This window comes from Capnocytophaga canis, assembly GCF_000827555.1.
Classification (GTDB): Bacteria; Bacteroidota; Bacteroidia; order Flavobacteriales; family Flavobacteriaceae; genus Capnocytophaga; species Capnocytophaga canis.
Genome location: NZ_CDOI01000190.1, coordinates 1 through 15433 on the forward strand (window position 1 = coordinate 1; position 15433 = coordinate 15433).

The window sequence follows — 15433 nt, forward strand, 5'->3', positions numbered from 1 at the left end:
TTTTACAGAAAATATGAGTATTATGACAAGAGAGCTTCGTATGCGAAAGGAGTATATCGAAGCAATGTGTTTATAGTGTTTACCTCTGATTTAGAAAAAGATTACATTCCTTGCTATGAGGTTGATGTTTTGATAAGTAGTATTGTAGAATATTGTGATTAAAATGAAAACAATAGTAACATTAATTTTTTGTGTTTGTGCAAACTTTGTGACGGCACAAATTAACCCAAGCTCCTTATTTTTGGTAATTGACGATAAAGATGGTATCCAAAAAACAGAAACTCGCAATATCAAGGGAGAAGAAAATTACACATTAAAAACCAGTTATTATAAAGAACATCAGAATGTAGAGCTTCTTTTTGATAACGGGAAAAATGCTAATTATTACATCGCTTATTATATAAACCAAAGTGAAAATTGGCAAGTATCTTTTCGTTTTGATTATTATAAAGGGGAAAAAAATGAAACTTATGGAGGTTACATTTTGCTTCTTTCCAATCCGATGTTTGAAAGTTTTAAAAGAAAGGGAAATGTAGCAATTTTTCAAGATGCACAAAAACAGTGGAAAATATACAATCGAAAGGAATTTATCAACAAAATAAGAACAAATCATTCGCAATACATCTATCGACATTTAAGTGGTGGAAAATACAGAGATACAACACGTAATAATATCTTTATCGTTTTCTCCTCTGATTTAGAAAAAGATTACATTCCTTGCTACGAAGTTGACGTTTTAATAAGTACAATTGAAGAAGAATGAAACCATTAATCACACTAATTTTCTGTTCCTGTGTAAGTTTTGCACAAGCATAGTTAAATCCTAATAATTTATTTTTTTAATTCGTGGCATAAAAATTTGCACTTGATGGTTGAATCTAAGCTGTGCAGGTATGAGATTTAAAATTTGTCTGATTACGGGTTTATTTGTAAAAAAAAACGCCAACTATTTTTCAGACATTACCCAATTATCGGAAAAATATTTTTACTGTCTTCTTTTGAGTTAAAAATATAAAGGAAAAACAAACAAAGGCTGTTTGAAACTTATCGGACAGCCTTTATTTTATATGAATAAAATATTATTTATACATAGCTTCAATCTCACGTTGGTAATTCACATAAATTACTTTGCGTTTGAGTTTCAACGTAGGTGTAATTTCATTTTTTTCAATCGAAAAAGAGTTTGGAAGCAATGTAAACTTCTTTATTTGTTCATAATCGGGTAAATCTTTTTGAAAACGCTGGATTTGTCTATTTATAAAATCAAGTACTTGTACATTTTTAATTAATTCAGAAGTATTTTTATACTTAACATTCAGATCTTCAATCATCTGCGTAAGTATCTCAAAATTAGGTACAATCAATGCAGAAACGAATTTTTTACCGTCTGCAATGATAGCAATTTGGTCAATAAGATTGTACTTACCGATTTTTCCTTCAATATGTTGGGGAGCAATATATTTCCCATTAGAAGTTTTCATCAATTCCTTGATGCGATCAGTGATGAAAACATTTTTTTCAGCATCCAAATTTCCTGCATCGCCCGTTTTTAAAAATCCATCTGAGGTAAAGGCTTTTTCAGTTTCTTCTGGATTTTTATAGTAACCACGCATCACCATGCCTCCTTTAACCAAAATTTCGTTGTTTTCTCCGATTTTCACCTCAGTATTTGGCATTAAACTTCCTACCGATTTGAAATTGAAACTGGAGTCATCCCAACACGAAACCGTAGCTAAGGTTTCCGTCATTCCGTAACCCAACTTGACATTAATGCCGATAGAATGGAAAAACCGACCGATGCTAGGTTCTAAGTTTGCTCCACCGCAAGGCATGAAACGGATACGTCCTCCTAAGGATTTTTTAAACTTAGCAAAAACTAACTTTTCTGATAGTTGCACCGATTTTTGTAGAATCCACGAAGGTTTTTGATTGCGTTGTTTGGTTTCGAACATTTTCCGACCACTTTTCACTGCAAAGGCGAAAATTCCACGTTTGATGAACGATGATTTTGCTACCATATCGTGAACTGTGGCAAATATTTTTTCATAAAATCTTGGAACAGCACACATTACAGTAGGTTTAACCTCTATGAGGGCAGTTTTAATGTTATTGGTATTTTCTAAATAATAAACTGTCGCACCTTTATACAAACAATAGTATGTCCACGCTCTTTCAAACACATGAGACAGAGGCAAAAAAGCCAACGATTCATCGTTGTTGGAGAGTTTTAATTTGTTATCATGTCCAATTAATTGATAAGCCAAATTTTCGTAGTCAAGCATTACTCCTTTGGGTTCTCCAGTTGTTCCAGAAGTGTATATAATTGTAAATAAATCACTTAATTTTTTATCATCAATACGTTTTTGAAGCTCTTCCTGATATTTTTTCTCTGCTCCTAAAGCTAAAAAATCTTGCCATGACATTGAAAATTTAGATTCTTTCAACGCAACATTTTCTTTGAAAACTACAATTTTTTGCAATGAAGGACACTTATCGGCAACCTGTAGGACTTTGTCGTATTGTTCCTGATCTCCTACGAAGAGTATCTTTATTTCAGCGTGATTTATAACATAAAGAGCTTGTTCTGAAGTATTTGTAGCATAAATAGGAACGGGGACAGCTCTGACAAACAAAGCTCCAATATCTGTAATTGTCCATTGAGGCATATTTTGTGCAAAAATCCCAATGGTTTCTTGTGGTTTTATTTGGAAAGAAAGCAAAGCATTTGCCACTTTTTCGGTTAATTCTCCAAAATTTTGCCATGAAATGGTTGTCCAATTTTGATCAGGTTTGCTTCCTAAAGCTTTTTTTGAACCGTATTTTTTAACATTCTCTTGAAATACGGAAACATAGTGATACGGTAATAAATTCATTTCCATTTTTGATCTGTGAAAAGCAAATATATGTATTTCATAGCAAATACACAACGGTGAAACACTATGAAAAGTTATTTTTTAATAATTCTGCAAGTATCTTTTTGGCTCTCAGCAAAGTAACTTTTACATTGCTCAATGAAATATTCATTATTTTAGCTATTTCTTTATAAGATTTTTCATTCAAATATCGCAGTTGAATCACTGTTCTATAAGGTTCTTTTAATTGCTTTATGGTTGTTAGTAAATGGTTGAGACTTTGTTCTGTGATTAGTTGGTCTTCAATGGTTGGTGATTCGTCTGCGATAGTTTTGGCCTCATTATCCTCCGAAGAAGTCGTATTTCGAGTACTATTTTGGCGACTACGAATCATATCCACATGTATGTTCTTTGAAATAGCAATCAACCAGGTTTTGAATGAAAGGTTTTCATCATAAGTTTCAATGCGATCGAATGCCTTTGAAAATGCTTGTATGGTAATGTCTTCGGCATCGTTTTCATTATCGGTTCGTTTCAACTGAAATGCATAGACCTCAGACCAGAAAACATCCAGTAAGTAACTGAACGCCTTTTGATTACCAGTTTTGGCTTCTTTTATTTTTTGTTCCAATAATGCCATTTCAATTTTTATTTATGATTTTAAAAACATTCAACAGTTATTTGCTTCTTAATAAATCTGTCAATTTGGATTTGCATTCCCCTACCCTAACTGCTCCTGTAAAACCTCCCAATCAAACATCAATTGATCCAAATCGGCTTTTTTTGATTCGTAAAGAGCATAAAATTCTTGACTCTGCAAGGATTCTCCCATTTGATTTGTCATTGCTTTTAGCTCATTTTCAAGTTCAGTAATTGCATTTTCGATTTTGTTGAGTTTATTTTGTAGTGTTTTCTGCTGTTTTTGTTGCTCGAATGATATTTTGACTTGAGCATTCGGTTTTTCAATTGGTGTATTCTCCTTACTTTGTTCAATCTCTCGAAAATTACTAACAGCCCGTTGTTCTAAGTAAAAATCAATATCTCCTAAATATTCTTTTATTTTTTTATTCTTAAATTCATACACTTTGTCGGTCAATCCTTGCAAAAAGTCACGGTCGTGTGAAACTATGATGAGCGTCCCTTCAAAGTTTTGCAGGGCTTGTTTTAGTACATTTTTTGATTTAATATCCAAATGGTTAGTTGGTTCATCCATTACCAGTACATTAAAATCTGAAAGTAACATTTTCGCCAATGCCAATCGGTTGCGTTCACCTCCTGAAAGTACTTTTACTTTTTTTTCTACATCATCACCGCGAAATAAAAATGACCCTAATATATCTCTGATTTTCATCCTATTAGAATCATTAGCTGCATGAAACATTGTATCGAGAATGGTCATCTCACCATCTAAATAAGAAGACTGATTCTGAGCAAAATACCCTAACTGTACATTATGTCCCAATTTGATATTTCCTTCAAAAGGTATTTCGCTGACAATCATCTTTGCTAAGGTTGTTTTTCCTTGCCCATTTTGCCCTACAAATGCAATTTTACTTCCTCTTTCTATCAGTAAATCAATATGTTGTAACACTTGTTTGTCACCATAGCTTTTGGATACATCCTGAACTTCCAGAACTACTTTACCTGGGGTTACGGACATTGGAAACCGAATGTTCATCACGGAATTATCTTCCTGATCAACTTCGATGCGTTCAATTTTGTCTAATTTTTTTATAAGTGACTGAGCCATAGAGGCCTTAGTGGCTTTTGCTCGAAATTTTTCAATCAGTTTTTCAGTCTGTTGTATTTTCTTTTCTTGATTTTTTTGTGATGCAAGTTGCTGTTCTCTGATTTCTTGGCGAAGTTCTAAAAATTGAGAATAAGGCTTCGGATAATCGTAAATCTTTCCAACAGAAATCTCTATGGTTCTGTTCGTGACGTTATCAAGAAACATTTTATCATGCGAGACAATGACTACTGCTCCTGTGTATGAGGTCAGGAATTGCTCCAACCAAATAATCGATTCTATGTCCAAGTGGTTGGTAGGCTCATCAAGTAGTAAAATATCATTATTTTGAAGTAATAGCTTTGCGAGTTCGATACGCATACGCCATCCTCCTGAAAAAGTATCTGTTTTCTTCTGAAAATCAGCTCGTTGAAATCCTAATCCAATGAGTACTTTTTCCGTTTCTCCTTGGTAATTATATCCTCCAATGATGTCATAGCGGTGTGTTATTTCGCTGAGCGTATCCACCAAATCGTGGTAACTTTGGCTTTCATAATCTGTCCTGCTTCCCATTTCGCGATGAATTTCATCCATTCGCAGTTCAAGTTCCTTGATTTCATCAAAGGCTTGGTAGGCTTCTTCTAAAATCGTCCTACCTTCTTCAAAATCAATATCTTGTTTTAGAAAACCAATATTAACATCTCTGTCTGTTGCAATAATCCCCGAATCAGGCTTCATCTCTTTGGCTAATAATTTCAATAGAGTAGATTTTCCTGCACCGTTCTTGCCTATAAGCCCTACGCGGTCACCTGCATTGAGCATAAAAGCTACCTCTTCAAATAAATATTCTCCTTGAAATGAGACAGATAAATCATGGACATTCAACATAGTAGTTTTTGTTAAATAGTTATCTTTCAGTGAATGCAAAGATAAAAAAAATTGACGTATAAAAAAGCTCTTAAAAATTAATTAGAAAGAATCGTCTCAGGTTTTTAAATAATAAAAAAAACGATACGTTATGAAACATTTTTGTACCTAAAAATCCCTAAATGTCATTTAGTTACAAAATAAGTTTGGATTTTACCCGTGTAACAAAAGTATTTTGAGAACAAATTTACTGATCATTAATCAAACTCAAAATAAGCTCTACCTGGACAATGACAGTATTTTTCGGATAGACATCCTGTTATAGTCCTTTCTGTATCTTGCACTTTAACTTTATTGTGATTGACTATTTCTGGTAGTATGGGTTACTTTCTCAAACGACGTGAATTTTGAGTTTTATATTAATTATCAATAATTTATATGGAGTAAATTGAAAATCTAAAAAATTAAACTCAATCCTATGCGTTTACGCTGTTCATCTACTTCAACTACTTTTACCGAAAGATGCTGATGCATTTTAACCACCTCGTTTACATCTGAAACGTACCCATCCTTAAGTTGGGAAATATGAATCAATCCACTTTCTTTAATACCTATATCTACAAAGCAACCGAATGCAGTAATATTGTTGACTATCCCTGGGAGAATCATTCCTACCTTAACATCATTAAAAGACTTTACATTCGGGTCGAATTCAAATATTTTTGCTGATTTTCGAGGATCTATACCAGGTTTTTCCAGTTCTTTGAGTATATCTTTCAAATAAATAACTCCAATTTCTTCGGTAATGTATTTTTGTATATCAATCTTGGCAATAGCTTCCTTATTTCCGATTAATTTTTCGGAGGAAAGTCCTAAGTCTGTCGCCATTTTTTCTACTATGGGATAGGCTTCAGGATGAACGGCAGAATTATCCAACGGATTTTTACCTTCATGGATTCGTAAAAAAGCTACTGCTTGTTGATAAACCTTTTCCCCTAATCGAGGAACTTTCAATAAATCTTTACGCTGAGTAAAGGTTCCATTTTCTGAACGATAGGTAACTATGTTTTCTGCCATCTTCTCTCCTACTCCAGAAATATAAGACAACAACGCCTTTCCTGCTGTATTGAGGTTTACACCTACAGAGTTGACACAACGAACAACCACATTGTCCAATTCTTCTTTAAGCTTACTTTGGTTAACATCGTGTTGATACTGCCCTACTCCGATTGCCTTGGGTTCAATTTTCACTAATTCCGCCAAAGGGTCGGCTAAACGTCTTCCGATAGAAACCGCTCCTCGTACTGTAACATCATAATTTGGGAATTCTTCTCGTGCAATTTTAGATGCGGAATATACCGATGCTCCTGCTTCATTCACAACAAACACTTGTACAGGTCGGTCGAACCCTATTTGTTTGATGAACAATTCTGTTTCGCGAGAAGCCGTTCCGTTACCGATGGCAATAGCTTCTATTTTATAAGAATTAACTAATGACTTAATTTTCTTACTTGCAATGTGTAACTCCTTTTGAGGCGGATGCGGGAAAATAGTTTCGTTATAAAGCAAATCACCTTTCTCGTCTAAACAAACAACTTTACATCCGGTTCTAAATCCTGGATCTATGGCTAAAATACGTTTTTCACCCAAAGGAGAAGCTAATAACAATTGCTTTAAATTTTCAGCGAAAATACTGATTGCTTTTGCATCCGCCTGTTCTTTAGCCTCTTGTAATGTTTCATTGGCAATGGAAGGCGCTAACAATCTTTTGTAACTGTCAGTGATAGTATCTTTGAGAAAATCAGCTACTTCTCCCTTGGAATTAATAATTGTTTTTTCTATAAATTCGAGAGCTTCTTCAGTATCTATTTCTACTTTCAATCGTATGAATCCCTCGTTTTCAGCCCGAAGTATTGCCAACAATCGGTGCGAAGGTGCTTTCATCAAATTCTCTTGCCAATCGAAATACATATTGAACTTTTGAGCCTCTTGCTCGTCCTCCTTAGTTTTAATGACTTGTGAAACGATGGTAGATTTACGTTGGAACATACGCCGTAAAGTCTTTCGAATAAAAATATGTTCGCTAATCCACTCGGCTATAATATCAGATGCTCCTTGTAAAGCCTCTTTTTCATCGGAAACATCTTTGGTAATATATTTTGAAGCCGCATGTTGTAAATCACTCACTCGTTGAGACATAATAATTTTAGCCAAGGGTTCTAGTCCTTTCTCTTTTGCTAAATCAGCTCGTGTTTTCTTCCGTTTCTTATAAGGCAAGTATAAATCTTCCAATTCGGTGATAACAAAACAACTGGCTATTTTATTTTTGAGTTCATCCGTAAGTTTGCCTTGTTGCTCAATAGCACTAAGGATAGTTTCCTTTCGTTTAATAATATTCTCATAATCAGTTTGTGATTTAGCAATTTGCTCAATACTCAGTTCATCCAAATTCTGAGTTTTATCCTTTCGATAACGAGCAATAAAAGGAATGGTACACCCTTCCGCAAGTAGTTGCAAAGTATTTTGAATTTGGTTAGCTTGTAAAGTTGCATTTTGATTTTGAATGTACTGAATGTTTGTCATCGTGATAAAATATGTTTAATGAACTGAAGTATATCATAAAAACGAAAAAGGCTACCCTTTTATGGATAGCCTCGTTCTGAGCCGATAGAGGGATTCGAACCCACGACCCCGAGATTACAAATCACGTGCTCTGGCCAACTGAGCTATATCGGCGATTTTGCGGTTGCAAAGGTAAAACTTTTTTTTAAATCTGCAAATCTTTTCGAAAAAAAATTACAATTGATTTAACTTTACAATAAACTCACCCGCTTTTTGTTCAAACTCTTTTCTAACTTGCTTTAAGTGAACTGCTCTGTTCTCCACTTTCTTATCAGAAATTTTATCCATTACTCCGTCATAAGTACTTATAATTTCTTTGATGAGCTCTGAACCTTTTTGTGATTCGGTATTATCTGTTGCATATTCCCAATGCAAAACTGCATCTATGATATCACCAAAAACATAGTTGACATCCTTCTTTAAATTTCTAATACTTGCCATATCTAATTATATTTGGTGCAAAGATACGATAATATGCCGTAATTACAAAATTCTTTTTCCGTTTATCAAAAGATGGCTAAAACTGCCCATTACATAACTAATTATTTCAAATAATTTTTTAAAATATCTGTCCACAACCAATAACCTCGGGTATTGATATGTAAGTTATCACTTTCAAAACAATCATCCTTAATATTCCCGTTTTCGTCAAAAAGAATCTGAGCAACATCCACAAACTGTACGATACGTTTAGTTTGTGCAAATTGATAAAGAAGTGCATTAGCTTTATCAAACTCTATAGAAAAATGACTACGTGCTTTAGATTTTTTAATTGATAAAATTATGATAGGAGTACCGGGTAAATGTATTTCCACCAAACGGACAAAGGTTTTGATATCATCCAAAAATTGCTCTGCCGTTTGTCCAAAAGTAATGTCGTTATCTCCTTCATAAAGAACAATTTGTGATGGACGATAAGGAGTTACTATCCGATTGAAATAGAAAATTACATCTCGCAATTCAGAGCCTCCAAAACCACGATTCAGTACATTTTTATCGGGAAAATAAATGTGTAAGTTCTTCCAGTTAGTAATAGATGAGCTACCAATAAATAAGATGGGATTGGAACGAGGAGGTTTTCGTTGGTCTTCTTTTTCAAAACTGCGAATAGTTTCTCGCCATATCGCGTCACGATGATAGATACTATCTTTGTACTGTGCATAAAATTGGAAGACAACAAAAAATAAAATAAAGGTAATAATACTTTCTTTCATACAACTAATAACATTCTAAAGATTAGTCCGCAAAGCTACAAAATAAAAAACATACCGAATAACTTTATTAAAATATTTTGTAGTTCAGAAAAAAGGTGTACCTTTGCGACTCTAAAAAACGGTCTTTATGAGTTTACAAACAAAAGTAATGGAGGCGTTGAAAGACGCTATGAAATCTAAGGACAGCGTAGCTTTGGAATCGTTACGAGCAATCAAGTCTGCTATTTTATTAGCTAAGACGGAATTGGGAGCTTCTGAGGAGCTATCTGAAAGTCAGGAGCTTGTTTTGCTTCAGAAATTGATAAAACAGCGTAGAGACAGTGCTACCCTGTACGCTTCTCAAGGGCGTAACGATTTAGCCGAACCTGAATTAGCTCAAATTAAGGTAATTGAACGTTTTTTACCAGAACTTCCTTCTGAAGAAGAAATTGAGGCTATCATTAAAAAAATCACCTCAGAAACAGGAGCTTCGGGCATGAAAGATATGGGCAAAGTGATGGGAGTTGCCTCGACAGAGTTAGCAGGAAAAGCTGATAACAGAGTCGTATCAACAATTGTAAAGAAATTATTATCATAAAAAATAAAAAGGCTGCGTAGTTCAACTGGATAGAATATCAGATTTCGGCTCTGAGGGTTGGGGGTTCGAATCCCTCCGCGGTCACAAGAAACATATTTTTAACTCAATAAATTGGTAATTACTAGTTTATTGATTTTTTTTGTAAGGAATATGTAGGATTTTTAATAGTAAAATATACAAAATTAATTTTTTATCATTGATATCATATTTATTACTGACGCAATGCATACTGATTATAATCATTAAACCTTATTTTATTCATATCAAGCATTGAAAAAAGCACCTTTTGGATTTCTTTTTCTTCAAATGGAAGAAGTAAAAGTAAGTCATTAAGATTTCGGCTCCCTTGGTGGAGTATTTTTATTATTTGCTCCTCAACTTGCTTATAATCAATTGATTTTTGATTATTCTGTGTTTTGCAAACTGAACAAATCCCACAAGTGGCAGTATCTTTTTCTCCAAAATAACGCAACAACTGTACGCTTTTACATTCACCGTTATTTATAATATACTCAAAAACAGACTTTTGTAAATTTATTTTTGTTTGGTTGTATTCCTTTATATTTTTTGCAACAAAAGCAATGGTTCGATTATCTTCACGAGGCATATTGAAAGTGATTTCTATATCACTTGTATCATCTTGGTAAGTAATAATACCATCTTCTTGTAGGACAGATAACTGCTGTCTAATATTCTCTGTATCCTTATGAATTTTGTTTGCAATTTTTTCTATTCTGACGGAAATTGCCTGTGTGTGAATCCCTGGATAATTACGCAATAGATAAAACACTATATCCTTAAACATCTGTTTATGTTGTAAATATTGAATAATCTCATAATTCGATGCGACAAAAAATATAGTTGCTTTTTTTTGAAAATTTTGACTAAGAGAAATGACAGAAAGTCGGTCTAAAAGTTGCAGACCATTGTAAGTTTTTTGTATTTGTAAATTGTATTTTTTACAAAAATCAGCCAGCTGAAAACTCCGAGTAATCCCTACTCCTTCTCCATAAGCTATTAAGAAATAAGAATTTAGCTTCACATATAGCAACTTAAGATCTTCAGAGGTTACTAAATTAGAAATAAATTGTTTTTTGGTAGTTTCTATATCCAAATCATTAAACAATAAAAGAGCAAGTGATTTTTGACCATCTCGACCCGCTCTCCCTGCTTCTTGAAAGTAGTCTTCCAGCGTAGGGGGAATTTCCCAGTGTATAACAGTCCGCACGTCAGGTTTATCAATCCCCATACCGAAAGCATTGGTAGCTACCATCACCTGAACATCATCCATTAACCACATACTCAGTTTTTTATTTTTCTCTTCGGAAGATAATCCTCCATGAAAAAAAGTAGCTGAAATACCAATATCTTGCAAATATTCAGCCATTCGGACAGTTCCATTACGACTGCGAATATAAACAATTGAAGTACCCGTATTTTTTTTCAAAACACGTTCCAATTGTAACCATTTATTGTCTGTTTTATGGGTAATATAGGCAATATTCGGACGTTTCAATGAAGTAGCTATAATTTCTGCCTTTGGGATACCTAATTGCTGTAAAATATCCTGTTGTACATTTGGAGTCGCCGATGCGGTCAAAGCTAAAATTGGCACTTGGGAAAAATTCTCTTTCAGCCATTTACACTCCAAGTAGGCAGGACGAAAATCTTTCCCCCAATGCGATACACAATGAGCTTCATCAATAGCTATTAAATTAATTTTCATTAACTTAATAAAATAACGAACCGTTTCTTGCTGCAATCGTTCGGGAGACAAATACAGAAATTTATAATCTCCCAAAACAGCATTGTTCAGTAATCGTTCTAAATCATCCTGAACCATACTTCCCGCTAAGGAAATTGCTCTAATACCTCGATTTTTAAGGTTCTCAACTTGGTCTGAAATTAACGCAATAAGGGGAGACACTACCAGACAAATACCCTCATTAACCAATGCGGGTACTTGAAAGGTGATTGATTTTCCACCTCCTGTAGGCATCAACGCCAACACATCATTCCCTTGCAGAACGGACTCAATAATAGCATCTTGCGGATGACGAAATGAATCATATCCCCAATGTTTTTTTAGTATGTGAAAAACCGATGCATCCATTAGTTGTAGGAACTAAAAAGGAAGTATATTATCTTATTTCATTTTTTCAATAATCAGCGAAGCTAACTCCAAACTGATTCTATCTTGTGCCTCTTGGGTTGCAGCTCCAATATGGGGAGTTAAAGAAATATCAGGATGCATCAAAATTTGGATAGATGGAGTTGGTTCATTCTCAAATACATCCAAACCTGCAAAACTCACTTTTCCTGATTCCAATGCGTTAAACAAAGCAACTTCACTGATAACACCTCCTCGTGCTAAATTTAAAATAGCAACACCTTCTTTCATCATCTCAATTTCCTTTTCATCGATGATATATTCCTTCTGAGCTGGTGTATGTACCGTAATAAAGTCCGAGTTTTTCAATACTTCTTCTTTGCTTACCATATCAATCTGGAAAGAAACCGACGTACCGTCGAAGAAGGAAAGTTCAATATTAGTATTCTTAACAAATAAATCACAAGCTAAAACTCGCATTCCCAGAGCAATCCCCATTTTTGCCACTGCTTTACCGATGCGACCAAAACCTATAATTCCTAAGGTTTTACCTCTCAATTCAGAGCCTTTCGCATAGTTCTTTTTCAGTTGATTGAACTGAGTATCACCATCTAAAGGCATATTTCTGTTGGCATCATGTAAAAACCGTACTCCTGAAAGTAGGTGAGCAAATACCAACTCCGCCACCGCATTTGAAGAGGCTTCAGGTGTGTTTATGACGTGAATATTACGTTTTTCTGCTTCTTCTACGTCAATGTTGTCCATCCCTACACCACCTCGCCCGATGAGTTTCAATGACGGACACGCTTCAATTAATTCTTTACGTACCTCAGTGGATGAACGCACCAAAAGTATCGGAATCTGATGCTCATTAATATAGTTGACAAGCTGATTCTGAGCTACTTTTATTGTAAGTACCTCAAAACCATGAGCCTCTAATTGACGTTTTCCTAACTCGGAAATACCATCATTTGCAAGTATTTTCATTCGTTTTAAGTATATCTTAATTTCCCGACAAAGATACAAAAAACCTTGATTTTATACTCCTATCTCAACATTTTATAACAAAAAAAACTTTGATAAAGCACTTTACACCTTATCAAAGTTTTTATATCAAAAGTTGAAAATCCTACCAGAACACTACGTACAAAGTAGCCGTAATCAATAAAATAGCATATGCTGCTGTATTAAACGTTGCATTAGTTGCAAAGGTTTCCTGCGTAAGAGGAATACCTTTCTCGTCATCGTCACCTTTTCCTGTTACTAATGACACTCCCATAATCACTACAATAGTGACTAATAAGGTGTAAAGCATTTGATCCATAAAAGGTAATTCCACACCAGGCAAAAACTTAAGCCCCAAAGCTACTGGAATTGAAAGCAAAACACCAACTACAGCTCCTGTCGGATTGGTTTTTTTCCAAAATAATCCCATTAAAAATACTGCCAAAATTCCCGGGCTTACCAAGCCTGTCCACTCTTGAATGTATTGGAACATCTGTGGCAAAGCTCCCAAAAATTGAGCAAAATAAGTCGCTACAGCTAAAGCCACTAATACAGTAATACGCCCCACTGTAACTAATTTAGAATCTGACGCTTTTGGATTAATAAACGGTTTATAAATATCCATCGTAAAGATTGTTGAAGTAGAGTTCAGCATGGAAGCTAATGAAGAAACAATCGCAGCAGATAGGGCGGCAATCACCAATCCTTTCAATCCTGCTGGGACAAACTGGTTAATCAGCCAAGGGTAAGAACGATCAAAATCGATACTACCATCTGCTTTAGTAAATGCCTCTTTTACTCCTTCAATAGCTACCGTTCCTGCAGGTTCGTAGTACATCACGTAAGCGATAATTCCAGGTATTACAACAATCAAAGGCACTATCAATTTCAAAAATCCTGCAAAAGCAATCCCTTTTTGAGCTTCAGCTAATGATTTTGCAGCCAAAGCACGTTGAATAATATACTGATTGAATCCCCAATAGTACAAGTTTGCTACCCAAAGTCCACCAATAAGTACAGCAATGCCCGGTAAATTATTAAATTGAGGATTATCCTTATCAAGAATCATCTTAAACTTATCTCCTGCTACGTCATAGATATGCTGTAATCCATGGAGAGCTCCTCCTTGTGGAGTTACATTGTCCAACGCTATATAGGTTGTAATTAACCCTCCAACAACAAGCAATACCACCTGAATCACATCCGTCCAAGCAACCGCTGAAAGTCCTCCCCAAACAGAATAAGCCGCTGAAAACAAAGCTAATCCAATCATAAACAACATCAGATTTTCACCCGTAGCACCACCCAAAACAGTATCTAATGCTTTAGCTCCTAAAAACAAAACTGATGTTAGGTTTACGAAAACAAACAAAGCTATCCAGAAAACAGCTAAAATCGTCTTCAAAGAAGTGTTGAACCGTTTTTCAATGAATTGAGGAATGGTATAAAGACCTTGTTTAATGAAAACAGGCAAGAAAAATTTACCAACGATTATAAGAGTAATAGCGGCCATCCATTCGTAGGAAGCTATGGCAAGTCCAATAGCAAAGCCGGAACCTGACATCCCGATAAATTGTTCCGCAGAAATGTTTGCTGCAATTAGCGATGAACCTATTGCCCACCACGGTAAAGTTTTTCCAGCCAAAAAATAATCTTCGGCAGTTTTTTGAGTGTCTTTCTTGCCTCTGGAAACAAAAAGACCTACCGACAAAATGACAACCGCGTATATCACAAATACGACGATGTCCAGCGTTGTAAATGAATTCATATTGTTTTATTTTTTATAAAATCGGTTAGTTTATTTTTGAATAAATTAAGATTTTTGAGGTGCTAAGATACGAAATAAAACATTACGAATACGTTTTTTTAAGATATTTTTTTGATTACAAAAAGCGATTATGCCAACTTTCTTCCATAGGAATTTCCCAATCGGTTTCATATTCAGATTTTGTATTTACTAAATTATTGAAAACGATTGTTTTAGCAGATACAGCCTTTTCTTTTACCATTTTTTTGAAATCGGCTAATTTTTTATAAGCTATATGTTCTCCTTGACGATAACTTACGTTCATCCGATCGAATAAATCTACTTGATAATTCCTTTCCAATTCTTGAATAAAACGTGCTAAATCATCCAACGAACAGCCTGAAACAGGGTGAATTTCTTGATTTACACCTATAACAATGAAACGGTTGTAACGAATTTCAAACGAGGTAGTTAGTCCAATTCCGTGAGCTGACCACTGATCTAAATAGACCTTTATTTTTTGTTCTAAATCTACTAATTCCTCTGGAGTGAAACTACGGTTACTTTGGTATATCCAAATCCGAGAGGTTTCTGGCAATTCGTTAAAAGGTATGTACATTATTGTTTATTATTTTGTAATTATTTTGTAATTATTTTGTAATTATTTTGTAATTATTTTGTAATTATTTTGTAATTATTTTGTAATTATTTTG

The 15433-nt window shown here is 34.5% G+C and carries 12 protein-coding genes and 2 tRNA genes; 3 read left to right on the plus strand and 11 right to left on the minus strand.

What is annotated here, in order from left to right; genetic code table 11:
- Positions 1–163: 163 nt before the first annotated feature.
- On the plus strand, positions 164–763 hold the full coding sequence (locus tag CCAND38_RS09925; RefSeq protein WP_052458232.1) for a hypothetical protein: 600 nt from the start codon (positions 164–166) through the stop codon (positions 761–763).
- Between the two features lie 316 nt (positions 764–1079).
- Here CCAND38_RS09925 and CCAND38_RS09930 read toward each other — a convergent pair whose 3' ends face one another.
- The 7 genes from CCAND38_RS09930 to CCAND38_RS09960 all read right to left on the minus strand — a co-directional run bounded on the left by CCAND38_RS09930 (position 1080) and on the right by CCAND38_RS09960 (position 9281).
- Entirely contained in the window at positions 1080–2873 is a 1794-nt protein-coding gene (locus CCAND38_RS09930; protein ID WP_042345150.1) for an AMP-dependent synthetase/ligase, read from the minus strand.
- 64 nt (positions 2874–2937) lie between these two features.
- Positions 2938–3492: an RNA polymerase sigma factor gene (locus tag CCAND38_RS09935; RefSeq protein ID WP_042345139.1), complete on the minus strand. Its 555-nt coding sequence runs from the start codon at positions 3490–3492 to the stop codon at positions 2938–2940.
- Positions 3493–3573: 81 nt separating this feature from the next.
- A complete protein-coding gene (gene abc-f, locus CCAND38_RS09940) occupies positions 3574–5466 on the minus strand; it encodes a ribosomal protection-like ABC-F family protein (RefSeq protein WP_042345141.1) in 1893 nt (630 codons plus the stop codon).
- A 435-nt stretch (positions 5467–5901) separates the two neighbouring features.
- Positions 5902–8028 (minus strand): Tex family protein, encoded by a 2127-nt coding sequence (locus CCAND38_RS09945; RefSeq protein ID WP_042345142.1) that lies wholly within the window; start codon positions 8026–8028, stop codon positions 5902–5904.
- 79 nt (positions 8029–8107) lie between these two features.
- A tRNA-Thr gene (locus CCAND38_RS09950) sits at positions 8108–8181 on the minus strand.
- A 60-nt stretch (positions 8182–8241) separates the two neighbouring features.
- Positions 8242–8508, minus strand: a complete 267-nt coding sequence (locus CCAND38_RS09955) for a hypothetical protein (protein WP_042009014.1) — start codon at positions 8506–8508, stop codon at positions 8242–8244.
- 101 nt (positions 8509–8609) lie between these two features.
- Positions 8610–9281: a GDSL-type esterase/lipase family protein gene (locus tag CCAND38_RS09960; protein ID WP_052458234.1), complete on the minus strand. Its 672-nt coding sequence runs from the start codon at positions 9279–9281 to the stop codon at positions 8610–8612.
- A 127-nt stretch (positions 9282–9408) separates the two neighbouring features.
- Between CCAND38_RS09960 and CCAND38_RS09965 the strand changes: the two genes are divergently transcribed.
- Both CCAND38_RS09965 and CCAND38_RS09970 read left to right on the plus strand, forming a co-directional pair.
- Entirely contained in the window at positions 9409–9858 is a 450-nt protein-coding gene (locus CCAND38_RS09965; RefSeq protein ID WP_042345143.1) for a GatB/YqeY domain-containing protein, read from the plus strand.
- 10 nt (positions 9859–9868) lie between these two features.
- A tRNA-Arg gene (locus CCAND38_RS09970) sits at positions 9869–9942 on the plus strand.
- Positions 9943–10069: 127 nt separating this feature from the next.
- Here the strand turns inward: CCAND38_RS09970 and CCAND38_RS09975 are convergent.
- The 4 genes from CCAND38_RS09975 to CCAND38_RS09990 all read right to left on the minus strand — a co-directional run bounded on the left by CCAND38_RS09975 (position 10070) and on the right by CCAND38_RS09990 (position 15339).
- The gene (locus CCAND38_RS09975; protein WP_042345144.1) at positions 10070–11971 is read right to left on the minus strand and encodes a RecQ family ATP-dependent DNA helicase; all 1902 of its coding nucleotides are present in this window, start codon (positions 11969–11971) and stop codon (positions 10070–10072) included.
- 33 nt (positions 11972–12004) lie between these two features.
- The gene (locus tag CCAND38_RS09980) at positions 12005–12955 is read right to left on the minus strand and encodes a D-2-hydroxyacid dehydrogenase (protein ID WP_042345146.1); all 951 of its coding nucleotides are present in this window, start codon (positions 12953–12955) and stop codon (positions 12005–12007) included.
- Between the two features lie 142 nt (positions 12956–13097).
- Complete coding sequence (locus CCAND38_RS09985; protein ID WP_042009006.1) at positions 13098–14741, minus strand: sodium/sugar symporter; 1644 nt, start codon at positions 14739–14741, stop codon at positions 13098–13100.
- A 115-nt stretch (positions 14742–14856) separates the two neighbouring features.
- Positions 14857–15339: a hypothetical protein gene (locus CCAND38_RS09990; protein WP_042009004.1), complete on the minus strand. Its 483-nt coding sequence runs from the start codon at positions 15337–15339 to the stop codon at positions 14857–14859.
- Positions 15340–15433 lie beyond the last annotated feature (94 nt).